We start from the raw sequence: 21,411 nt of genomic DNA on the forward strand, positions 1-21,411 counted from the left end.
GCCCGCTGTTGGCAACCGGGGAACGCCTCGGCGTCCGAACCTCGGCCACCGTGATTCCGTCGGAATCCGGCGCCGGTGTCAGCTGTCGAGGCCGGGGGAGCGGGGCTCGTCGGACGAAGACGATTCAACCACCTCGGGGGAGGTCTGTCCGGCTGCATGGGAGACGGAGATCTTCCGGGGGCGGGCCTCCTCGGCGACGGGGATCGTCAGCGTGAGGACACCGTCGCTGTAGTCGGCGCGGATACGATCCAGCGCCACCCGGTTGCCGAGCGTGAGCTGGCGGGCATAGGTGCCGTTGGTGCGTTCTCGGGTCAGCCACTTCACGTCCTTGTCGGCGACCTCGGACTCGCGGCGAGCGCGAACCGTGAGCGTGCGGTCTTCGACGTCGACATCGATGCTGCTCGGATCGACTCCGGGCATATCGATGCGCGCGATGAAGACTTCGCCGTCGCGGTAGAGGTCCATCGGCAAGGTGGTGGCGTTCGGAGTGCGGGTCACCTCGGAGAAGAATCGGTCGAGGTCACGGATGGGGTCGAAACGTGTAGCCATGTGCTTCCTTTCGTTCGGGTCCTACATTGAGTCAAACACACTCAACTTTGAAATGATTCCAAACTCATGAAATTCTCAGTCTGTGAGCCTGGTTCCCATACTCCTCGCCCTTCTTCCCGTCACGGCGCTCATCGCGTTCGGTCTCGTGCTGAAGAGACTGCCGGGATTTCGGAGTCCGGAATTCTGGTCGGGCACGGAGAAGCTCGCGTACTACTGTCTCCTTCCGGTGCTCCTCTTCACCTCCGTCGCCGAGGTAGATGTGGCCCATGTCCCGCTCGCGCGCTTGGCAGCGGCTCTCGTCATCCCCACCGTGATCGTGTCCCTGGGCATCGTCCTCGCCCGCCGGGTCATCGCCCGCGATCTTCCGGCCTTCACCTCCGTGCTCCAAGGCGGGATCCGCTTCAACACTTATATCGGCCTGTCGTTGGCGGGCAGCCTGTTCGGTTCCGAAGGCAGCGCCGTGGCCGCGATCATCGCGGCGATCCTCGTCCCCACGGTGAATGTCATCTCGAGCCTCGGCTTCGAGTTCCTGCGCACCGGACCGAGCTCGCTGCTCGCGCTGTTCAAGGCGATCGTGACGAATCCTCTCGTGCTCGGCTGCGTCGCGGGAGCCGCGGCCAATGTCAGCGGTCTGGGTCTGCCGGACGTGGCGGCCACGGTCCTCGAACCCTTGGCGGCCGCCTCGCTGCCCATCGGGCTCCTCTGCGTCGGTGCCGGTCTGCAGGTGTTCTCGATGCGTGCCCATGCCCGGGCGATCATCGTCTCAACGATCGTCAAGCTGATCGTGCTGCCGGGGCTGTCCCTCGTCGCACTGTCTCTCTTGGCAGTCCCGACGGTGTCGGCGCTGGTCGGGCTGCTCTTCCAGTCGATCGCCACGGCGAGTTCGGGCTATGTCATGGCCCGGCAGCTCGGGGGAGATGCGAAGCTCATGGCTGCACTCATCGCCGGTCAGACCGTCGTCATGCTCGTGTCCCTGCCGGTCGTGCTGCTCATCGGCAAGTCGGTCCTCGGCTGAGGACGGACCGGTCTCCCCGCAACCTCGGTCCTGCATACGTCAGCGGCCGATCCCGTGCTGGGATCGGCCGCTTGAGTACTCGATTCGAGTTCACACTCGACTCATAGAGCTCGCTCGGAGCGCTGAGCCGGAGCGGTCATGCAGTTCTCACTCGCTGTCGGCGGTGATATCAGGGTGGCGTGAGCCGAGTTCGGAATCGATGCGCAGGACGCCGGCACCGTCGTTGCCGACGCGCTCAAGGCGACCGATGATCTCGGAGATGCTCGACTCCTCCTCGACCTGCTCGTCGATGAACCAGTGGAGCAGCGGCAGGACGTCGAGGTCGGCCTCGTCCTGAGCGGTGCGGTAGATGTTGCGGATGGACTCCGAGACCTTCTCCTCATGGGCCAGTGCAGCCTTGAAGAAGTCGATCGGCTGCGAACCGGAGACCTTCGGAGCGGCGATGTCGCCGATCTGAGGGGCGAATCCGCGGTCGAGGCAGTGCTGGGTGAACTTGGCGGCGTGAACCTGCTCTTCTTCGGACTGGGCGCGCATCCAGCGCGTCATTCCGGGAAGATCGAGATCATCGAGCTGGATGGAGAGCTGGAGGTAGACCAACGAGGCTTCGAGTTCGAGGGTGACCTGCTCGTTGAGGACCTTCTGCATAGCGGGGCTCAGGTGCATCTTTTACTCCTTTGCGGTTCGAGGCGGATCCGTTCCGCCTGCTTAGAGAATATCCTGACACCTTTTCTAGAACCGTTCCAGTGTGGAAAGGCTCGGCAAACTCTGCCCAGGTATGCCATACCTGCCTCGACCGACGCCGCGTCCTGCGCAGAATGCCGATCAGAGGTCCGGCCGTCTGAGGTGATGTCCAGTGGCGGATTCGAAGGCATGAGCGACTCGCAGCAGCTCGACGTCCGCCCCCGGCTTCGCCACGATCTGGACACCCACCGGCAGGCCGGAAGCCGAGAAGCCGGCGGGTACCGAGATGGCTGGGCAGCCCGTCGCCGAGATGAGGCACAGTGCCCGCATCCAATCGAGATAGTTCTCCAGCTGTACCCCGTTGATCTGCCTGGGATACTCGATGTCCGCATCGAACGGCAGGACCTGGCACGTGGTGAGCACGAGGACGTCATGGCCGGCGAAATAGCTGTCGACTTCCGCGTGCAGGCGGGTGCGTGCTGATTCGGCCGAAGCCACCTCGGCACCGGTGAGGTCGAGGCCCATGCGGATGTTCCACCGGACCGATTCCTTGATTCTGTCCGGGTGCGCCTCATACAGACCGCCCCAGGAGCCCACGAAGTCGAGGGCGCGGCGGACGTTGAATACCTCGTCGGCGTCCGTGAGATCCGGGATCTCTTCGTCCACATGCGCGCCGAGGCTGCCGAACACCGGCGCGGCGGAAGCGACGATCTCCTGCACCTCGGATTCGACCGGAAGCAGTCCGTCCAGGTCGGGGTTGAAGCCGACCCGCAGTCCGGCGAGGTCGGGGGAGCGGTCGGCGTCGAGTGCGAACTCCGGGAGGTCGAAGACACTGCCCGATTCCAGGATCGATTCCGGCGCCGAAGGATGTGGCCCCGAAGCCACCGACATGAGCAGCGCCACGTCGGAGACCGTGCGTGCCATGAATCCGCTCTGGGACAGCCACGCGAAGGGGTTGCCCGGTCGAACGTGGGGGATACGGCCGTTGCTCGGTCGCAGACCGACGACGTTGTTGAACGATGCGGGCGACCGCAGTGATCCGCCCATATCTGATCCGTCGCCTGACGCCTGGATCCCGGCCGCGAGCACCGCCCCCACACCGCCGGAGGATCCCGATGCCGATTTCGTCCGGTCGTAGGGGTTCACGGTTGTGCCGAACACCTCATTGTAGGTGTGGGAGCCGGCGGCGAACTCGGGCACGTTCGTCTTGCCTGTCGTCGTGACGCCGGCGGCTTTGAGCCGGGCGATGATGAGCGCATCCGCTTCGGGCACGCGATCGGCCATGAGCGGTGAACCCCAGGTCGTGCGCATACCTGCCGTGTCGTGGGTGTCCTTATGCGTCATCGGCACTCCGTGCAGGGCACCGAAGCTCTCACCGCGGGCGGTTGCTGCGTCTGCGGCATCAGCTTGAGCGAAGGCAGCTTCGTCGTCTCGTGTGACGACGGCGTTGAGAGCAGGGTTGACCTCATCGATGCGGTCGAGATGGGCCTGCAGAGCCTCCCGAGCAGAGACTTCTTTGGCGGCGATTCGGCCGGCCAGCTCACGGGTCGACCACCACAGCACCTCCTCGCTCATGCGCGGTCCTTTCCGACCTTGCTCAGCACCGCGGACAACGCGGCTCTGATGCCCGTCTCGAGAGTGGTCTCGACATCGTCGGGAGCGAAGAACGGAGAGTGATTCCCGGGCGGGGTCTGACCATCGGCGAACTTCTCGGGGGAGTAGCCGCCGAAGAACCAGTACACGTATGGGACGCCGATGTCATCGCCGAACGCTCCGACATCCTCGCTGCCGGTGGCGGGCTCGGACAGGTGGACCTGTTCGGTGCCGAGTTCGGCTCCGACATGGGTGAGGAACGACTCGGTCTCCTCGGGGTCGTTGTAGCACCGCGGGAACCGATACATCTCTTCGATCTCGGGTTCCGGAGCTCCGGAGGCAAGAGCCTCGGCTTCGATGATGCGGCGGACCCGGTCGAGGACGACCGCGCGGACCTCCTCGGTGAAGGTGCGGATATTGAGTTTGAATTCGGCGGAGTCGGGGATGATGTTCTCTTTGAGTCCGCCGTGGAAGGTGCCGACGGTGACGACCGACATGTCGCGGCCGGAGATCTCGCGTGACACGACCGACTGAAGGCGGGTGATCATATAGGCGCCGAGGACGATCGGGTCGATCGCGTTCTCCGGCTGGGATCCGTGTGCCTGCTTGCCCTTGACGGTCACGCGCAGGCAGTCGGACATCGCCATGGCGGTGCCGCTGCTGACGTAGAGGTGACCGGCGGCACCGGGCCACACGTGCTGACCGAAGATGACCTCGGGGCGCACGATCTCATCCCAGAGCCCGTCATCGAGCATGGCGCGCGCACCTTGGCCGGTTTCCTCACCGGGCTGGAAGAGCATGACGACTGTTCCCGACCACAGGTCCCTGTGTGCGACGAGGTGCTTGGCGAGGTAGAGGCCGACTGTGATGTGAGTGTCGTGGCCGCAGCCGTGCATGACCTTCGTCGTCTCGCCGTCGGGAAGAGTGCCGTCCGCCGTGGAGGCATAGTCGAGTCCGGTGTCCTCGCTGATCGGCAGTCCGTCGATGTCGGCACGGTAGCCGATGACCGGGCCGTCGCCGTTCTCGATCACGGCGACGACTCCGGTTCTGCCGAAGGTGTGTGTCTTCAGTCCGAGGGCCTGGAGCCGGGAGGCGATCTCCGCGGCGGTGTTCGTCTCCTGCATGGACAGCTCGGGAGTGCGGTGGAAGTGCTTGTAGTCGGCGATCGTCTGGTCAAGATCGGCACTGATCGACGCGCGGAGGGCGGAGTTGAGTGACATGATGTCCTTTCAGCAGAGGTCTGGTGCCATCTTGGCAGGAATTGTCGGATGCGGGGGTCGGTCTCGGCAGACGAGCACCGAACGTTGTCAGCCCTCAGTTGATGCCGACGGTGTCGGTGCCGTCGCTGTCGGGTCTTTTGTCCGTGACCGCCTTGTTGCGGGTGAACCATGTGATGAGGATGGTCAGGAACACGACGATGGCGACGTCGCCGGGCGCGAGCACGGGAACCAGTCTGACGAGGACGAGGATGACCAGCGCCGCCATGCCGAGGGCGATGAGCGTCGATTTCAGCTGCTTGAGAGAAGCGATGAGCTGGACGGTGACACCGCCGAGGATCGCCGGGAGGATGTAGAGCTTCGCGACGAGGGTCACCGGCTCGGGAATGAGGGAGACGAGCCAGGTGCCGAGGATGCCGACGAAGATGACCATCGAGGCGACGTGGATGATCGCGGCTCCGCAGATGGCCATCGTCGCCGCGTATTCTCCCTTGCGGGTGCCGGGCTTCGCCCCGATCGTGTCCTGGGCGACGATCGCCGAGGGCAGCAGCTTGTTCGCGACGTTGCCGATCATGAAGGCCTGGTACATCCCGGCGGGTCCGAGGATCGGGAAATAGGTGAGAGGTTCGACGATGTAGAAGACTCCGTAGACGGCGAACACGGCGAGGAATCCCTTGAGGATCTCTCCGAGATCGATGTTCGCGTCGGCGACGAACAGAAGATAGAACGGCACCGAGGTGGCGATGAGGAATCCGATGAACAGCGTGATCGAGCCCCACCGGCTGGTGGTGCGCTCGAATGCCGCGTGCGAGGGTGATGTGATGATCGATGACATGGTCTCTCCTCAGGCTTCGGGCATGCCGAGACCGGCATAGTGGGCGAAGTAGGCGGCGACGAGGCCGATGAGCAGGGAGATTCCCAATCCCCATTCCTTCAGCCAGTTCTGTTTGAGCGTCTTGGCGAGCAGCAGGCAGATGCTCATCACCACTGCCGAGACGATGACGGCGATGACATGGGTCGGTGACTTCGGCAGCTCACGGAAGGTCAGCGCCGCGAAGGCCGCGAGCAGTGCCGCACCCGGGATGATCGACATGAGTGCGGGATTGACCTTCTCGAGCTTGTGAGAGCTGCGTTTGAAGATCGGGGTGAGGATGAGGGTGGAGATCATCCAGCCGGCGCCCGAGAGGCTCATCGCCATGAGGGCGACGATAAACACGCCGCGAGTGAAGGTCTCATCACCGAGGTTGGCACCCATGGTGCCTGCCGCCAGGGACGCAGATGCGACCTCGGTGGCGGCGGACCCGATGAGTCCGACGCGGACGATGACCGGGGGAGTGCCGAACAGAGGCAGCAGAGCGATGGCGACGAGGACCACCGACAGCGATGGCCCGATGGCGGCGACACCGCCGGCGCGGAAGGCCGAACGGACTTCCTGTTGGCTCATACCCGCGGACTCGGCGTTCTTCTTCACCGCGGTCATGTAGATGAGCGATTGAACGACGACGACACCCATCACCGCCATCGCGAGTATCCAGAGAATCGGTGCGTTTGCGAGGCCGATGTAGTCGGCCGAACCGCTGGCCACGGTCATGGTCAGCTCCTCACTTCATTGTCGAGTTGCAGGGGCGCAGGACGGCGATCCACATTGGTATACCATCACGCAGCGCGCAGGAACAACTTATACTGACCGAACGGTCAGGACCATGGTTTGACCAGAAGTTCTCAACACTCGAGATTCAGCGGAGCGATTTCTGATGCCCTTCCCGCCTTGCGGAACGACACCACCCGAGATCGTCGGTACGGTCCCAGGCATCCGGACTTAGGCTGAGGGCATGGATGAAGTCACGACCACTCAGCTCGATCAGGCAGAAGCATGTTGGGTCACAGCCCTCCGTCGAGTCCGCACCTCCGATCTGAACCGGACGAGCGGGGCGGCGGAATGGTCGAATGCGGAGCTCATCAATCACCTGATCGGCGGGGGAGTCCGCTACACGAAGCTGCTGCAGCAGGCGAGCACGGAGGAAGTCGAAGCCACCAGGGGAGCCGATCACCTCGGAGAGGACATGCTCGATTCCTTCTGGACTCACGAGAGGTCGTTCAGGGCGCTGGTGTACGAATGCGACCTCCACGCGCCCGTCGCTCACCGGATCGGCAGCATCCCGGGAGCGCAGCTGGTGCAGATGCGCATTCTCGAGCTCGCACTCCATGCCGCTGATCTCTCACGCGGCACCGGACATGACTGGCCGATCGATGAGAGCCTTGCCGAGTTCATCTCAACCGAGCTCGGCGATCTCATCATCGACTTAGGGCCTGAGGGCGGGTACAGGCCGCCACGCCCGATCGGCGGGGGAGTCACGCACGCTCAGCGCGTGTTGCTGCTGTCGGGCCGGTAAAGGGTTCCAGGCGGTGACCTGGTGGATCCGCGGTGCTTCAGCGCTTCTTCGGTGAGATGTACATGGTGATGCGTGCGGTGACGAAGGCGATGCCATTCGCGTCGAGGACATCCACAGGGACGATCAGGTCGAACTTCTCGTCGCCGAATTCGGGGATCTCTTCAAGCCGGGTGACTGCCATGACCGCCCCTTTGCTGGCCTTGGCGTTGTATTCCACGGTCATTCCCGCTGGGATCCAGCGGTGAGTGGGCGGCACGGTCGCTTCCGTCATGACACCGGCGGCGACTTCGGCCATATTGCACGACGCGATTGCGTGATAGGTGCCGATATGGTTGTGCATTCCACGGCGGTTGGGCGCAGTGACGCGGCACAGCCCGGGTCGCAGCTCTTTGATCTGTGGGCGCACAGTACGGAAATAGGGTGCCTTGAAGCAGATGCCCTGAGAGAACAGCCATGAACCGACGAGGCCGCCCAGAGGCATCTCCTGCATCTTCTTCCAGAGCTTGAAGGTGGGTGCAGATTCGGCGGTCTGCACGGCTGTGGTGTCTGCGGTCATGGAGGCGCCCTTCACTGTGATCTGAGTTACTGTTCAGTACACATGCTATCAGTCGGACCATTCGGCGAGCGTGTGGTCACGAGTGCGCTTGAGGAGTTCACGCAGCACCGATTCGTCGGCATCATTCAAGCGCGTGAGATACAGGCACGACGTGCCGCTGCGGTACTTGCCGAGCCTGGAGGCAAGGTCGGGCCAACGGTCCTCATAGTCGCTCGTGAGATAGATCGTATGCTGACGCGAGGCAGGGGAGTACGCGAGAACCGGCATCGTGCCGCCATGTCCTGATTCGTAGCGATACTCGACCTCGCCGAATCCGATGATGCGTGAGGCCCAGACAACGGGCTCTTCGCCGGAGATCTCTGTGAGGATCTCGCGCAGGCGATCAGCCTCGGCGCGCCTGGGACCGCCTGCACGGTCGAGCACGTCATCGACGGGTTCGCCTGTCGGTCGCATTGCTGGTTGCTTCGTCGCCATTTCGCCTCCCAGTCAGAACTCAGCAGAAGACCTGGACCATCAGATTGCAGAACACATCTGCGGCCATCGATCGTCAGCATCAACTCTATAGGCGAAACCACGGGGAAGCGGCTCGGCTCTCAATCTTTACTTAACATAATGTATATTATCGGCGTTCTATCCGAAGACGGAGAGGAGCTTCGAAACTCACGAATGACGCTCCCGACACGAAAGCACAATGCGCAGCGACGACCCTCACCGACAGAAATGGCCGTGAGCGACGCATGGGTCACTCACGGCCATTCCATGATCACGATCGCTGCGTACGAGTTCATGCCTGGAGATCGTTGATCGTCAGATCATCGTGTGGTCTCAGCTGCCGACGGTGACGTTGCCGCCGAGGCCGACCTTGCCGCTGTCGTCAGAGCCACCGTCGTCCTTCTTGCCGCCATCGTCCTTCTTGCCGCCTCCGTCGTCGGCAGCGCCATTGGACTTCGTCAGTCCGGCTTTCTCACCGCAGGTCGGCCATGCGCCCGGCCCCTGCTCCTTGAGGACCTTCTGAGCAATCCGGATCTGTTCCTTCTTGCTGTGCTCATCCGCAGTGCCCGAACCGCCGAAGCCGTTCCAGGTCTGCTTGGAGAACTGCAGTCCGCCGTAGTATCCGTTGCCGGTGTTGATGTGCCAGTCTCCGCCGGATTCGCATTCGGCGACCTTGTCCCAGACGCCCTTCTCAGATGCCTGGGCCGGCTGCCCTGCGCTCATTCCGGTCAGCCCGGCGGCTGCGACAGCGCCGGCGCCGACGAGCAGGGCGACCTTGCGGAGGCTTGTGCTGTAGAGGTTCACTGTGTCTTCTCCAAAGTACGACTGCATTTCGGTTCTGTAACCCGGTCGTTACCGAGCCGTTATACACCGTAACGAATCAACTGCCGCATTTGAACCCGAGACCGTGAATTCAGCATCCGAATCGCCTCCGCGGAACCTGAGTGAGGCCTGAAGAGCAGCGGCTCCCCCGGTCAGGAATTCACGTACTGTGCCAGATGCTCCGCGGTCAGCGATCCGTTCGCCTTCGCCCCTGCGACCAGCTCAGTCGGGCTGCCTTCGAAGACGATCGACCCTCCGTCATGTCCGGCGCCGGGCCCCAGGTCGATGATGTGATCGGCGTGAGCCATCAAGGCCTGATGGTGTTCGATGACGATGACGGTCCGCCCCGAATCGACGAGCCCGTCGAGGAGCTGGAGCAGATTCTCGACATCGGCCAAGTGCAGACCGGTCGTCGGTTCGTCGAGGATGATCACCTGCGCGGCATCAGCGGCCTTCGCCGACAGATGGACCGCCAACTTCAATCTCTGCCGCTCTCCCCCGGACAGAGTCGTCAGCGGCTGACCGAGGCTGACATAGCCGAGTCCCACCTCGGCGAGGATCTTCAGAATCTTCACGACCACAGGGATACGCGACTCCCCCGCACCGAAATGCTCGATCGCCGCGTCAACGGGCAGGTCGAGGACCTCACGGATATTCAGTCCGCCCAAGGCGAACTCGAGCACCTCGGCTTGGAAACCTTTGCCCTCGCACTCGTCACAGGGTGCGGACACGCCGCCCATGAGCGCCATATCCGAATAGATGATTCCGGCCCCGTTGCAGACGGGACAGGCACCTTCGGAGTTCGCGCTGAAGAGAGCGGGCTTGACCCCATTGGCCTTCGCGAATGCCTTCCGAATGGGCTCGAGCATCCCTGTATACGTGGCTGGGTTGCTGCGCCGGGATCCCTTGATCGGCGCCTGATCGATCATCACGACCCCATCACGTCCACGCAGGGATCCCTCGATGAGGCTGCTCTTACCTGACCCTGCGACGCCGGTGACGACGGTGAGCACGCCGAGGGGCACGTCGACATCGACATCTCGCAGATTGTGCGACCCGGCGTCGCGGATCTCGAGAGCTCCCGCCGGCTCCCGCACCTTTTCCTTGAGCGACGCCGTGTATCCGAGGTGGCGACCGGTGAGCGTATCGGATGCCCGGAGACCGTCGACGGTGCCGGTGAAGGTGACCTCTCCCCCGTTGCTGCCGGCTCCGGGACCGAGATCGACGATGTGATCGGCGATGAGGATCGTCTCGGGTTTGTGTTCGACGACGAGCACCGTGTTGCCTTTGTCCCGCAGCGCCAGCAGGAGTTCGTTCATCGATCGGATGTCGTGTGGGTGCAGGCCGATCGTCGGTTCGTCGAAGACGTAGGTGACGTCCGTGAGCGAGGACCCGAGGTGGCGGACCAGTTTGATCCGCTGCGCCTCTCCCCCGGACAGCGATCCGGCTGATCTGTCCAAGGACAGATAACCGAGGCCGATGTCGTTGAAGGCGCGCACATCCGCACGCAGGGAATCGAGCAGCGCCGAGGCGGCTCCCGGCTTGATCTGGTCCAACCAACCCGTGATGTCCGAGATCTGCAGAGCGCAGACATCGGCGATCGATTTGCCGGCGACCAGCGAGGACCGGGCGGCTCCGTTGAGCCGTGTCCCTGCGCATTCGGGGCAGGTGGTGAAGACGACGGCACGGTCGACGAATTCGCGGATGTGCTTCTGCATCGAGTCCCGGTCCTTGGACAGGAACGACCGTTGGATCCGCGGGATCAGCCCGTCGAAGGTGATGTTGGTGCCATTGATCCTGACCTTCTCGCCTTCGGCATAGAGCAGATAGTGCCGCTCCTTCTCATCGAAATCGGCGACCGGTTTGTCCGGATCGAAGTACCCGGATTCGGAGAACATGCGCACCGACCAGCCGCCGGGTTTGTACCCGGGAACGGTGATGGCCCCGTCATTGAGGGATTTCGACTCATCGACCACCTCGGCGATGGAGATGTCCGTAGCTGTGCCCATGCCCTCGCAGTGCGGGCACATGCCGCCGTTGACGGAGAATGCCTTCCGTTCGACCTGTTTGCCCTCGCCCTTGTCGATGGTCACCGCGCCCTTGCCGCTCAGGGTGGCGACGTTGAAGGAATACGCGTTCGTCGATCCGAGGTTCGGTTCTGCCAGACGCGCGAAGAGGGTGCGCAGCTTCGCATTGATGTCAGAGACCGTGCCCACCGTGGAGCGCGGGTTCGCCCCGATCCGCTCCTGGTCGACGATGATGGCCGTCGTCAGTCCCTCGAGGACGTCGACCTCGGGTCGGGCCATCGCCGGCATGAAGCCTTGGACGAAGGCGGAGTAGGTCTCGTTGATCATCCGCTGGGACTCGGCGGCGATGGTGTGGAAGACGAGTGAGCTCTTTCCGGAGCCGGACACGCCGGTGAAGACCGTGAGACGGCGCTTGGGGATCTCGACGCTGACGTTCTTGAGGTTGTTCTCCCTGGCTCCGCTGACTCGGATGAGGTCGTGGCTGTCTGCACTGTGCACTGGTGTCAGTCTCTCTGCTGGATGCGGATCATGTTCCCGGCGGGGTCCCGCAGGGCGCAGTCTCGCAGACCATAGGGCTGGTCCATCGGCTCCTGCACGATGTCGGCGCCCTTGGCCTCCACCTCGGCGAAGGCCTCATCGACGTTCGGTGTCGCGAGCACGATCGCGGCATAGCTGCCTTTGGCGATGAGTCTTTCGATGGTCTCCCGTTCGGTGTCGCTGATCGTCGGGTCGGTCACGGGCGGGGTGAGCACGATCGATGTGTCGGGTTGGCCGACCGGTCCCACCGTCAGCCAGCGCATGCGTCCGGCACCGACGTCGAGGCGCAGCTCGAAGCCGAGGATGTCACGGTAGAAGGTCAGGGATTCTTCCGCATCGGTGTGCGGCAGGAAGCTGGCGTTGATCGAGATGTCCATGTCAGCAATCGTAGACTGCTCAGCTCGGTGGGACTTCTCGATTCCTGACCGGTCGCAGTGCATTCTTCACCACGATCGTCGGCAGCCGATGCTCGCCTGCGGCGACCCCGTCGCGGTAACGGGTCGGTGAGAGTCCGACGAGTTCGCTGAAGCGAGTGCTGAAGGTGCCCAGGGACGAGAAGCCGACGGTGAAGCAGATCTCGGTGATCGTGAGATCGCCGCGGCGGATGAGGGCCATGGCCCGTTCGATCCTGCGCGTCATGAGATACGAATACGGCGACTCGCCGAAAGCCGCTCTGAACTGGCGGCTGAGGTGCCCGGCGGACATGTGCACGCCTGTGGCGAGGGCCTCCACGCTCAAGGGCTGGTCGAACTCGCGGTCGATGCGGTCCCGGACCCGGCGCAGAGCCACCAGCTGTTCGTTCACCCCTCGTCGACTCCCTGCTTCAGGGTGCGGCCGCGGAAGAAGTCGGGATGGCGGACGGATTGGATGATCATGATGACCACGCCCAGGGCCAGCACCCCAATGCCGAGGACGAAGACGAGTCCGACGCCGAAGACCGAGGATCCCGAACCGTAGTCGGGGTCGAGCGAGTCGATTGCGGTGGTGACGAAGATGACCAGCAGGGTCACGCCCCCGATGAGCGGGAACAGGAACCGGTAGAAGAATGTGCGGGTCGAGGCGAAGAGGCTGCGTCGGAAATACCAGATGCAGGCCAGACCCGTGATGCCGTAGTAGAAGCAGACCATGAGTCCCAGCGCAGTGATCGTGTCCCACAGAGCGTTCTCCGAGAGCAGGCGCATGACGACATAGAAGATGATCGCGGCCCCCGCCGAGGTGACGGTGGCGACCGATGGGGATTTGTAGCGGGGAGAGACCCGACCGTACTTCTCCGGAAGCGCCCCGTAGTGGCCCATTGCCAGGATCGTCCGCGAGGGCGAGACCATCGTCGCCTGCAGCGAGGACAGGGAAGATGAGAGCACCGCAATGGACACGAGCACAGCGAAGGGCCCCATGACCGGGCCGGCGAGTGAGGCAAAGATCGATTCCTGGTTATCGGGGTTGCCCGCACCCAGCCCTTCGGTGCCGACCCCTGCGAAGGAGATGACGGCTATCGTACAGGCGATGTAGATGATGACGATCGCGATGATCGTGAGCATCGCCGCGCGACCCGGAGTCTTCTCCGGATCCTTCGCTTCCTCATTCATCGTGATCACCGTGTCCCAGCCCCAGAACAGGAAGATCGACAGCGATACGGCCGCAGCGACGGTGGAGAAGTCGCCAGCAGACAGCGGATTGAACCAGTCGAGAGACACCGGGGTCGGATCGTAGGAGGTGCCATTGGAAGCCTGCACAATCGCGGCGACGACGAACCAGCCCAGCGCCAGCACCTGGAAGGCAACCAGCCACACCTGCAGCTTCTCGGTGGCTTCGACTCCCCGATACGACACCCAGGCCGCAGCGGCGGTGAGGATGATCGTCACGGGGATGTTGATCCACAACACTCGAGTGAGTTCGGCGATGTACGGATCGGAGAACACCTGGGACAGGAGGAGGAAGAGGAAGTCGACGGCAACGGCCGCGAGGTTGGACAGCACAAGGACGGTGGCGGCGACGAGTCCCCAGCCGCCCATCCAGCCCAGCCAGGGTCCGAACGCTCTGGTCGCCCACGTGAACGTGGTGCCCGAATCCGGCATCGCGGTGTTCAGTTCCCGGTAGCCGAAGACGACGAGCAGCATCGGCACGAAGCCGATGAGCAGCACGGCCGGGGTGTGCACCCCGACCTCGGAGATCGTCGGACCCAGTCCCGAGGTCAGCGTATAGGCCGGAGCGATGCAGGAGATGCCGATGACGGCTCCCCCGATGGCTCCGATTTTGCCGGCGGAGAGTCCCTTCGAGCTCAGTCCGCTCGTGTTCGTCGACGGTGACGGCTGTGTGCTGCTCATCTCAGGACTTCTCGCCGAGGATCCTCTCGGCGGTGGCGGTGCCGATGCGCACCGCTCCGTCGACGTGCTGGTAGCCTTCGGCAGCGATATCGGAGCTGGCGAAGTGGATGGGCCCGACCGGGTCGTTCTGGAACGGACCCCACCGGTGCAGACCCCCAAGGTCATAACTGGTCGCATAGGCTCCGCGGGTCCATTCCTCCGCGCCGAAGTCGGAGAGGTAGAACACCCGGGGGTCGAGTGCCTTCGGGCCGAGGAACTCGGCGAGGGCTTCGAGGATCTTCGTCCGGCGGGACTCTTCGTCCAGGGCCCACATGGCATCGGCGTTGACATCGGAGATGAAGCCGACGAGAGTACCCTGCTCTTCACCGTGGTTCGTGTTGTCGTAGACCTCTTGGACAAGACGGGAGGCGCCGAAACCGGTTCCGCACAGACCGTCTTCGCGCCAGAACGGGGTGTCGTAGGTGGCGTGGACCTTGATGACGAGCCCCATCGACTGGTGCTGGTGGAAGATCTGCTGAAGCCTCGGCAGAGGTGGGTCATAGCTGATGCGCGAGTAGAGGTTCGGCGGCACGGCGACGATCGCCTGGCCTGCGCTGACTGTCAGTTCGTCGGTGGAAACGCTGACGCCGGTCTCCGACCATTCGATCCGACGGACCGGCTGCTGCAGACGGACGATGTCCTCACCGAGTTCCTCGGCCATCTGCACCGAAACCGACTGCATTCCGCCGACGACACGACGGTCGAGGATGAAGTGATCGTCGACGAGATTCGTGAACGATCCCGCCGAGGCGGCCATGAGAATGGCTTGGAGTGCTGAGAAGGTGGTGGCGGGCTTGGTCAGCATGCCGCCGGCGACGAACAGCCCGATGTTCTCGCATGCGAGTTCGTCCGCGGACTGCTCACGCAGCCAGTGATGGAAGGAGATCGAGTCGAGTTCGGCAGCGTCTTCAGCATCCCAGGGTGAATTCGGACCGATCCTGGCGGCGAGTTCGTCGAGGATGCCGATGAGACGTTCCATCTCGGACTGGGTCGACTCCCCCACCGGGAACATCTCTCCCGAGTAGACGGTGCGAGTTCCGTCGGGAGCGATGTAGACGCTGTCTCCGTCACGGTACCGCGGGTAGGTCTCTTTGCCGAGTTCGTCGACGAGCGCGAGCAGCGCGGTCTGGTCCGGGGAGATCCACTGGCCGCCGAGTTCGAACATCTGCCCGTCGATGTGCTCGGTCCAGGTGCGGCCGCCCACGCGGTCACGGGCCTCGAGAACGATGACGCTGCGTCCGGCCTTCCGCAGCCGACGGGCGGCGCTCAGGCCCGATGGGCCTGCTCCGATGATGACGACGTCACGGGATTCTGCGGACACGGCGAACTCCTCCTGAAGCGATTGGGTGGCTTCAGACTAACGAGGTCCCGGGCCCGTGCCAAGACGGATTCGGCAAGTGCGGAATCCGCACTCGCCCGTGCGGTCAGCGGAACTCGCGAGGATCCGCCGCAGGGTCGTTCTCGAGGGCGGTGATGAAGCTCCACGAATCGGGTCGCGAACCGTCGAGGTCATTGAATCCGTAGTGGAGGGCCAATCCGTGGGTGTCCTGCGTCGTCGAGTTGAAGCTGTGCCGGTCGGGATCGGCGGCCAGTGCGACAACGGAACGACCGAGCAGATGAGGCGTCTCGGAGATCGCAAAATCACGTGGCGGTTCGGTGCGGGTTTCGTCGAGCGAGTCGCGCATCCAGTCATCCTCTGTGGTGCCGAAGTGATCGAGCATCATCTCCGAGCGCAGCCAACCGGGGGTGATGGCGACCGCAGTCGCTTCCACCTTGGCGAGTTCGTGGCCGAGCCCGAAGGCCAGACGGCTCACAGCCGTCTTCGTGAGGTCGAGGAAGATATTCTCCCGGTAATGGCCCGCGTTGAACTCTGCGGTGCCGTCGGTGATCTCGACGTGGAGACCGCCCGGATTCCTTGTGAGCAGGGGCAGGGCGGCATGTGCGGTGTGCAGGTGAGTGAGCAGACCCGCCCGGAACAAGCGCATCTCGGTATCGAGTTCGGTCTCCCAGAACGGTGTGCCCCACTCAACGTAGGCTTCTCCCCCGATGTCGTTGACGAGGATGTCGAGACGACCGTGGTCGGCTTCGATCTGGCCGATCACCTGTGAGATCCGGGCCGGATCGAGGTGATCACAGACGTGGGCTTCGGCCTGGCCGCCTTCGTCGGTGATGAGGGCGGCGGTGCCTTCGATCGTCTCTGTGCGTGCGTAGTCGGAGGGACGCTCGTGGGTCGATCGGCCGGTGCAGTGGACGAAGGCGCCGGCGCGTGCGAGGTCCCGGGCGATGGCGCGGCCGGCTCCTCGGGTGGCCCCGGCGACGAGGGCGACCTTGCCGCTCAGTGCACGTTGGGACAACGGAGCGAAGTCGTCGGGGTCGGCGGCGTGAGCTGATTCCGGTGTCGGTGTATTCATGGGAACAGTCTCATCGGCTTCCACTGACATCTCGTGTCAGTGTCCTTCATTATTCTCGGAATTATGAAAGCTGCTCGCCTCGTTTCGGAGATCGTCATCCTCGGTGCGCGTTCTCGGCCGATCACGGCATCCGATCTCGCGCAACGTCTCGAGGTCACCGAGCGGACGATCTACCGTGACCTCGGTGAGCTGTCGCGGATGGGCGTGCCCGTCATCACCGAGGCGGGGCCCGGCGGCGGGATCAGCCTCCTCGGCGACTGGGTCTCGCCTGTGGCGGGTCTGACCCGGGACGAACTCGACTCCCTCCTCATCGGCTCCCCCGCCGCGGCCGATCTCGGCTTCTCGTCCGCGTTGGCCACGGCCCGAGCGAAAGTCCTCGCCGAATCGTCATCGGCATTCTCGCAGCTCATCCTCGTCGACGGGCCGGATTGGTTCATGGCCAAGGAGGATCCCGAGCAGCTCGACACCATCGTCACCGCACTGCGCACTCAGCGGGGACTGCAGGTCACATATCGCGGACGGAACGATCTGCGATCGCGCACACTGCTGCCTCTGGGACTCGTCGTCAAGGCTGGTCGCTGGTATCTCGCGGCGCAGCCGCCGGGAGGCAGTCCCCGAACGTATCGAGTCTCACGGATCGGCTCGGCCGAGCTGCGATTCCTCGACTGCACTCCCCCGCCTTCTTTCGACCTCGCGGACTACTGGACGGGGGCGCAGGCTGAATTCGATGCTTCGATTCGTCGGATACTCGTGAGACTGCGGCTGCCCGTGGCCCAGATCGACGACCTTAAGCGCGCGATTCCGGGCCGACTCACCGAGGACGCCATCGACTCGGGGCGGACGGATCGCGACACTATCGAGATCGACCTTCCCATGGAACCCGCCGGGGTGGCCGTCAGCCAGCTCGTCACCGTGCCCGGGGTCGAAGTCCTCTCGCCAAAACAGCTCCGCCGCGACCTGCACGATCATGCATGGGCCGCGGCGGAGCTCAATGAGTGACGTGAGCAGTCAGCAGCTCACCGCCCGGGTCACTGCACTTCGTACTTGCCGTTGATCTGCCCGGCGCCGACGCCGCCGACGGCCTCCATGGCGGCTTTGGACAGGTCGAAGCACCGATTGCCGTGGTAGGGGCCTCGGTCGTTGACCCGCACCGTCACGGACTTTCCGTTCGCGCTGTTCGTGATCTTCACCTTGGAGCCGAACGGCAGGGTCTTATGGGCCGCGGTGAGCTTGTTCGTATCGAAGATCTCGCCGTTTGCGGTCTGTTTCCCGTCGAATCCGTCACCGCCGCCGTAGTAGGACATGGGGCAGCTGCCGGATTCGCCGGCCGACTTGCCGGAGTTCGAAGGTCCGTCGTTCTCATCCGCGGACCCTCCGGACGAACCCTCGTCGCCAGAGGATTCTCCGCCGCCGGTCGAGCCCTCATCCTTCTTGTCCGCGGTCTTCGACGGCTCGGGGCTCGGTGTCTCGATATGGGTGTCGATCGTGACTTCTGCGGGCTTCTCCTTGGCCTGCTTCTTCGCCTTAGCGAGAAATTCATCCGCGGCCTTGGTCGGTTCGGAGACGGCGACGGCGGGGGCTTCGGCCGGCGCTTCGGCCACGACCTGGCCGCCCGTGGAAGAATCATTGGGCACCATTGCAAGGCTCGAAGCGACGACGGCTGCCGTTGCGGCGGTCGGCACGATGAAGGCGGAGAGCACCGGACGGGTGCGGACTGCTGCCAGCACTCCCCCGGCGGTGTTCAGGCGGTCGGTCGGTGCGTGGCGTCCGGTCTTCTTCTTCGCCGTCAGCGCTGAGAAGATCGACCCGGTCTTCTTGGTGCTCGGTGCTGAGTGTCTGCCCACAGTGGTGTTCCTCGTCGTCATCAGAGAGTGTCTCGGCAACTCGGAGATGTAATGGGAAGACCTCTCGCAGCAGTGCGCTCGAGGAGAAACTCCAAGTTATCTGATCGTTATCTTCACAGATTCTAGTTAAGGAACTGTTACAAAAGCAATGTGGCACACCGAAATGGTGTGCCACATGGATGAGAGTCTGCTCACTGAGTGCTTCGGTGAGAGTTGGTCAACCGCCGCCTCTCGAACGCGGTGCGCGAGCTGCGCAGATCCAGGCCGGTGGAGTCTGCCCGGTCAGCGGGACTTGCGTGTCACCAGCTTCCGGACACCTTCGGCTCCCGTCGTCACGGTCTCCTGCGCCCGGTCGAAGGCGCGTTCGACCTTGCCGCTGCGCACAGCATCATCGATCGCGTGCGAAACGCTTCCCAGTGCACGGTTGACCCCATTCTCGGTGGCTTCGATGAGGCGGGAGGTCGAGGCCGCCTCCCGCACGTTCTTCACACCGCTGCTCGCAACGCTGTAAGCGCGTCCGGCGGCCCGGCGGGCGCGTTCGGTCGGGGTCTTCGCGGTCGCGTCGATGACGTCGTCGGGTTCGATGGGTTCGCGGTGTGAGCTCATGGCTCCATCCTTGAACACAGCCTCGGCGAAATCAACACCCTGGTTAGGATTGGACCATGAATTCCCAGCGGGAGGTCATCGCGGACCCAGAGATCATCGCGCACCGAGGCGGCCTCTGGCCGGGGATGAGCGAAAACACCCTCGAGGCCTTCGCCGCTGCGGCGTCGGCCGGAGTCGAGTGGATGGAGACCGACGTCCACGCCTCCGCCGACGGAATCCTCTTCGCCGCACACGATGCCGACCTCAATCGCATCGCCGGGCTGGACCACACCATTCGGGAACTGCCGGCAGCCGAGCTCGACCGAGTCGAACTCCTCGCGGGCGGTCGACTCCCCCGCCTCGAGACGTTGGTGGAAGCACTGCCGGACGTGCGATGGAACATCGATGTCAAAGCCGCCCACAGCATCGGCCCGATGATCCGCTTCGTTCACAATTTCCATGCCGCCGACCGCATCCGCCTCGCTTCCTTCGATTCCGCAACGCTCCGACGGCTGCGCATAGCTCTGCCCGGTGTGCGGACGTCGACGGGGACGACGGAGACCGCCCTCTTCGCCCTCGGCCGACTGCCGGGAATTCCCGACCACGGGGTTGCTCCCCTCCCGCCCGGAGCCGACGCCCTCCAGGTTCCGGTGTCGTTCAGACGGGTCCCTGTGGTGACTGCCGACTTCGTCGACCGGGCTCACCGGTCAGGTCTGCTCGTCCACGTCTGGACGATCAACGACGAGGCGACGATGCGGTCGCTGCTCGACCTCGGAGTCGACGGGATCGTCACCGATGATGTCGAGCTCGGCCTCGACGTGCTGGCCAGCCGACGCGGCTGAGTCGAGATTCCGGTCGAGGAATGGATCACTCCCGGTCGGCGAGGAATATCCGAGCACGGTAGACTGTTACATTGCGTCCAAGGTGTGCAGTCGAGTCGGAAGGTCTTAGATATGAGCGAACGCAGTCTCCGCGGAACACAGTTGGGCTCGCGCAGCCTCGAAACCGAGGAGGGCGTCGAGCCGGCACCCCGCCAGATGGTCGAATTCGAATGCGAAGACGGAACCCGCTTCAAGGTGCCGTTCTCCATCGAAGCCGAAGTCCCCTCAACCTGGGATTCGGGAATCCACGGCATCGGCGTCCGCGTCGGAGTCAACGAACCCGATGGCGAGCCCGTCAAGCATGTGCGTTCCCACTGGGACATGCTCCTGGAACGCCGATCCTTCGACGAACTCCAGGTGCTCCTCGACGAGCGCCTCGCAATCCGTCGCGGTGAGGTTCCGGCCCAGAGCTGATATAACCACAACAAGAGCACACAAGGGGTGCAGGTCAACCGACCTGCACCCCTTATTGCTACCTGACGGCGGTCCAGCAACCTCGCGCGAGGTTGCTGGGCCGCCGTCAGGTAGTAAGAGGGGGAATTTAGGTGGTGGGGGTGGAACGGGTCAGCAGGCGGCGCAGCTGACTGCGGCGGCGGGTCAGGCCCCAACTCGCAACCTTCGTGAACGCCTCGGAGATGATCGAGCCGCTCATCTTCGATTCACCGAGCTCGCGTTCGACGAAGACGATGGGCACCTCGGCGACGCGGAAGCCGGCTTCGACGGTGCGGTAGGTCATGTCGATCTGGAAGCAGTATCCCTGCGACTGCACACCGGAGAGATCGAGTGCCTCGAGCACAGCGCGGTTGTACGCGCGGAAACCGGCGGTCGCATCTTTGACTCCCAGACCCATGACAGCGTTGACGTAGACGTTCGCGCCGCGGGAGAGGAAGTATCTCGACTTCGGCCAATCGACGATCTCGCCGCCGGGCACCCACCGTGAGCCGATGATGAGGTCCCCTCGTCCTTCTCCCGCGGCGTCGAGCAGCTGCCCCAGGTCGAGGGAACGGTGAGAACCGTCAGCATCGAACTCGCAGATGATCTCGTAGTCGCGTTCCAATGCCCATTCGAATCCAGCGATATAGGCCATTCCGAGCCCTGACTTCTCGCTGCGGTGGAGGACGTTGATGCGGGGGTCCTTCTCAGCCTGCTCATCGGCCCACTCGCCGGTTCCATCGGGAGAGCCGTCGTCGACGATGAGGACGTCGACTTCGGGCTGCTGTTCGAACAGTCCGGCCAATGTCACGGGGAGGGCGAGACGTTCGTTGAAAGTGGGGATGACGACAAGAATCTTGGAAAGCACGGACTCCACGATACGCGGAAGTCGCCCCAGACAATGAGTCGACACCCCCGCCTTCGGACCACGCTGCCGCAGCAGCGAGTTATCTATTGACGGGAGTGCCGACTCCATCCCACGTCAAGCGGAATGTTCACGTCGAATCTAGTGG

At 63.7% G+C, this 21,411-nt stretch carries 23 protein-coding genes; 5 read left to right on the forward strand and 18 right to left on the reverse strand.

What is annotated here, in order from left to right; translation table 11 throughout:
• Positions 1-78 precede the first annotated feature (78 nt).
• The gene (locus HK108_RS03000) at positions 79-549 is read right to left on the reverse strand and encodes an Hsp20/alpha crystallin family protein (RefSeq protein WP_139467204.1); all 471 of its coding nucleotides are present in this window, start codon (positions 547-549) and stop codon (positions 79-81) included.
• Positions 550-631: 82 nt separating this feature from the next.
• On the opposite strand from HK108_RS03000, the gene HK108_RS03005 reads away from it, so the two are divergent.
• Positions 632-1,564 (forward strand): AEC family transporter, encoded by a 933-nt coding sequence (locus HK108_RS03005; protein ID WP_181270493.1) that lies wholly within the window; start codon positions 632-634, stop codon positions 1,562-1,564.
• Between the two features lie 147 nt (positions 1,565-1,711).
• Here HK108_RS03005 and HK108_RS03010 read toward each other — a convergent pair whose 3' ends face one another.
• The 5 genes from HK108_RS03010 to HK108_RS03030 form a co-directional block, all read right to left on the reverse strand.
• Positions 1,712-2,227, reverse strand: coding sequence for a ferritin (locus HK108_RS03010; protein ID WP_139467206.1), 516 nt, complete (start codon positions 2,225-2,227; stop codon positions 1,712-1,714).
• 159 nt (positions 2,228-2,386) lie between these two features.
• Positions 2,387-3,820 carry an amidase gene (locus tag HK108_RS03015; protein WP_139467207.1) on the reverse strand — a complete coding sequence of 478 codons (1,434 nt, stop codon included), beginning with the start codon at positions 3,818-3,820 and terminating at the stop codon, positions 2,387-2,389.
• Positions 3,817-5,058 (reverse strand): amidohydrolase, encoded by a 1,242-nt coding sequence (locus HK108_RS03020; protein ID WP_181270494.1) that lies wholly within the window; start codon positions 5,056-5,058, stop codon positions 3,817-3,819. The genes HK108_RS03015 and HK108_RS03020 overlap by 4 nt, the downstream gene beginning before the upstream one ends.
• A 94-nt stretch (positions 5,059-5,152) precedes the next feature.
• The gene (locus HK108_RS03025; protein ID WP_139467209.1) at positions 5,153-5,890 is read right to left on the reverse strand and encodes a hypothetical protein; all 738 of its coding nucleotides are present in this window, start codon (positions 5,888-5,890) and stop codon (positions 5,153-5,155) included.
• A gap of 9 nt (positions 5,891-5,899) precedes the next feature.
• On the reverse strand, positions 5,900-6,646 hold the full coding sequence (locus tag HK108_RS03030) for a DUF5058 family protein (RefSeq protein ID WP_139467210.1): 747 nt from the start codon (positions 6,644-6,646) through the stop codon (positions 5,900-5,902).
• A gap of 241 nt (positions 6,647-6,887) precedes the next feature.
• On the opposite strand from HK108_RS03030, the gene HK108_RS03035 reads away from it, so the two are divergent.
• Positions 6,888-7,448, forward strand: coding sequence for a maleylpyruvate isomerase N-terminal domain-containing protein (locus tag HK108_RS03035; protein ID WP_139908024.1), 561 nt, complete (start codon positions 6,888-6,890; stop codon positions 7,446-7,448).
• Between the two features lie 37 nt (positions 7,449-7,485).
• Here the strand turns inward: HK108_RS03035 and HK108_RS03040 are convergent, their stop codons facing one another.
• The 9 genes from HK108_RS03040 to HK108_RS03080 form a co-directional block, all read right to left on the reverse strand.
• Positions 7,486-8,004 carry a hotdog fold domain-containing protein gene (locus tag HK108_RS03040; protein WP_218973596.1) on the reverse strand — a complete coding sequence of 173 codons (519 nt, stop codon included), beginning with the start codon at positions 8,002-8,004 and terminating at the stop codon, positions 7,486-7,488.
• A gap of 48 nt (positions 8,005-8,052) precedes the next feature.
• Positions 8,053-8,478, reverse strand: coding sequence for a DUF1801 domain-containing protein (locus HK108_RS03045; RefSeq protein WP_139467212.1), 426 nt, complete (start codon positions 8,476-8,478; stop codon positions 8,053-8,055).
• A gap of 351 nt (positions 8,479-8,829) precedes the next feature.
• Positions 8,830-9,300, reverse strand: a complete 471-nt coding sequence (locus tag HK108_RS03050; RefSeq protein ID WP_282433169.1) for a transglycosylase family protein — start codon at positions 9,298-9,300, stop codon at positions 8,830-8,832.
• A 170-nt stretch (positions 9,301-9,470) separates the two neighbouring features.
• Positions 9,471-11,843 (reverse strand): ATP-binding cassette domain-containing protein, encoded by a 2,373-nt coding sequence (locus HK108_RS03055; protein WP_229663921.1) that lies wholly within the window; start codon positions 11,841-11,843, stop codon positions 9,471-9,473.
• Positions 11,844-11,848: 5 nt separating this feature from the next.
• On the reverse strand, positions 11,849-12,259 hold the full coding sequence (locus HK108_RS03060; RefSeq protein ID WP_139467215.1) for a VOC family protein: 411 nt from the start codon (positions 12,257-12,259) through the stop codon (positions 11,849-11,851).
• Between the two features lie 19 nt (positions 12,260-12,278).
• Positions 12,279-12,686, reverse strand: coding sequence for a helix-turn-helix transcriptional regulator (locus HK108_RS03065; RefSeq protein ID WP_139467216.1), 408 nt, complete (start codon positions 12,684-12,686; stop codon positions 12,279-12,281).
• The gene (locus HK108_RS03070) at positions 12,683-14,206 is read right to left on the reverse strand and encodes an APC family permease (protein WP_181270495.1); all 1,524 of its coding nucleotides are present in this window, start codon (positions 14,204-14,206) and stop codon (positions 12,683-12,685) included. The genes HK108_RS03065 and HK108_RS03070 overlap by 4 nt, the downstream gene beginning before the upstream one ends.
• Position 14,207: 1 nt before the next feature.
• On the reverse strand, positions 14,208-15,566 hold the full coding sequence (locus HK108_RS03075; RefSeq protein ID WP_181270496.1) for a flavin monoamine oxidase family protein: 1,359 nt from the start codon (positions 15,564-15,566) through the stop codon (positions 14,208-14,210).
• A gap of 103 nt (positions 15,567-15,669) precedes the next feature.
• Positions 15,670-16,656 (reverse strand): SDR family oxidoreductase, encoded by a 987-nt coding sequence (locus tag HK108_RS03080; RefSeq protein ID WP_139467219.1) that lies wholly within the window; start codon positions 16,654-16,656, stop codon positions 15,670-15,672.
• A gap of 63 nt (positions 16,657-16,719) precedes the next feature.
• Between HK108_RS03080 and HK108_RS03085 the strand changes: the two genes are divergently transcribed.
• Positions 16,720-17,655, forward strand: coding sequence for a helix-turn-helix transcriptional regulator (locus HK108_RS03085; protein ID WP_181270497.1), 936 nt, complete (start codon positions 16,720-16,722; stop codon positions 17,653-17,655).
• A gap of 29 nt (positions 17,656-17,684) precedes the next feature.
• Here the strand turns inward: HK108_RS03085 and HK108_RS19050 are convergent, their stop codons facing one another.
• Positions 17,685-18,521, reverse strand: coding sequence for a septal ring lytic transglycosylase RlpA family protein (locus HK108_RS19050; protein ID WP_181270498.1), 837 nt, complete (start codon positions 18,519-18,521; stop codon positions 17,685-17,687).
• 261 nt (positions 18,522-18,782) lie between these two features.
• Complete coding sequence (locus HK108_RS03095; protein ID WP_181270499.1) at positions 18,783-19,106, reverse strand: hypothetical protein; 324 nt, start codon at positions 19,104-19,106, stop codon at positions 18,783-18,785.
• 56 nt (positions 19,107-19,162) lie between these two features.
• Here HK108_RS03095 and HK108_RS03100 point away from each other — a divergent pair, with 56 nt between their 5' ends.
• Both HK108_RS03100 and HK108_RS03105 read left to right on the forward strand, forming a co-directional pair.
• Positions 19,163-19,927, forward strand: a complete 765-nt coding sequence (locus HK108_RS03100; protein ID WP_139467221.1) for a glycerophosphodiester phosphodiesterase family protein — start codon at positions 19,163-19,165, stop codon at positions 19,925-19,927.
• 111 nt (positions 19,928-20,038) lie between these two features.
• On the forward strand, positions 20,039-20,380 hold the full coding sequence (locus tag HK108_RS03105; protein WP_098731087.1) for an RNA polymerase-binding protein RbpA: 342 nt from the start codon (positions 20,039-20,041) through the stop codon (positions 20,378-20,380).
• Between the two features lie 127 nt (positions 20,381-20,507).
• Here the strand turns inward: HK108_RS03105 and HK108_RS03110 are convergent, their stop codons facing one another.
• Complete coding sequence (locus HK108_RS03110; RefSeq protein WP_229663922.1) at positions 20,508-21,266, reverse strand: polyprenol monophosphomannose synthase; 759 nt, start codon at positions 21,264-21,266, stop codon at positions 20,508-20,510.
• Positions 21,267-21,411 lie beyond the last annotated feature (145 nt).

Origin of the sequence: Brevibacterium sediminis, from assembly GCF_013623905.1 — a bacterium.
Classification (GTDB): domain Bacteria; phylum Actinomycetota; class Actinomycetes; order Actinomycetales; family Brevibacteriaceae; genus Brevibacterium; species Brevibacterium sediminis.

Bases quoted from the DNA above. Each gene is read 5' to 3' on its own strand.
- HK108_RS03000 (WP_139467204.1), bottom strand. From the start codon at position 549: ATGGCTACACGTTTCGACCCCATCCGTGACCTCGACCGATTCTTCTCC.
- HK108_RS03010 (WP_139467206.1), bottom strand. From the start codon at position 2,227: ATGCACCTGAGCCCCGCTATGCAGAAGGTCCTCAACGAGCAGGTCACC.
- HK108_RS03015 (WP_139467207.1), bottom strand. From the start codon at position 3,820: ATGAGCGAGGAGGTGCTGTGGTGGTCGACCCGTGAGCTGGCCGGCCGA.
- HK108_RS03020 (WP_181270494.1), bottom strand. From the start codon at position 5,058: ATGTCACTCAACTCCGCCCTCCGCGCGTCGATCAGTGCCGATCTTGAC.
- HK108_RS03025 (WP_139467209.1), bottom strand. From the start codon at position 5,890: ATGTCATCGATCATCACATCACCCTCGCACGCGGCATTCGAGCGCACC.
- HK108_RS03030 (WP_139467210.1), bottom strand. From the start codon at position 6,646: ATGACCGTGGCCAGCGGTTCGGCCGACTACATCGGCCTCGCAAACGCA.
- HK108_RS03035 (WP_139908024.1), top strand. From the start codon at position 6,888: ATGGATGAAGTCACGACCACTCAGCTCGATCAGGCAGAAGCATGTTGG.
- HK108_RS03040 (WP_218973596.1), bottom strand. From the start codon at position 8,004: ATGACCGCAGACACCACAGCCGTGCAGACCGCCGAATCTGCACCCACC.
- HK108_RS03045 (WP_139467212.1), bottom strand. From the start codon at position 8,478: ATGGCGACGAAGCAACCAGCAATGCGACCGACAGGCGAACCCGTCGAT.
- HK108_RS03060 (WP_139467215.1), bottom strand. From the start codon at position 12,259: ATGGACATCTCGATCAACGCCAGCTTCCTGCCGCACACCGATGCGGAA.
- HK108_RS03070 (WP_181270495.1), bottom strand. From the start codon at position 14,206: ATGAGCAGCACACAGCCGTCACCGTCGACGAACACGAGCGGACTGAGC.
- HK108_RS03080 (WP_139467219.1), bottom strand. From the start codon at position 16,656: ATGAATACACCGACACCGGAATCAGCTCACGCCGCCGACCCCGACGAC.
- HK108_RS03085 (WP_181270497.1), top strand. From the start codon at position 16,720: ATGAAAGCTGCTCGCCTCGTTTCGGAGATCGTCATCCTCGGTGCGCGT.
- HK108_RS19050 (WP_181270498.1), bottom strand. From the start codon at position 18,521: ATGACGACGAGGAACACCACTGTGGGCAGACACTCAGCACCGAGCACC.
- HK108_RS03095 (WP_181270499.1), bottom strand. From the start codon at position 19,106: ATGAGCTCACACCGCGAACCCATCGAACCCGACGACGTCATCGACGCG.
- HK108_RS03100 (WP_139467221.1), top strand. From the start codon at position 19,163: ATGAATTCCCAGCGGGAGGTCATCGCGGACCCAGAGATCATCGCGCAC.
- HK108_RS03105 (WP_098731087.1), top strand. From the start codon at position 20,039: ATGAGCGAACGCAGTCTCCGCGGAACACAGTTGGGCTCGCGCAGCCTC.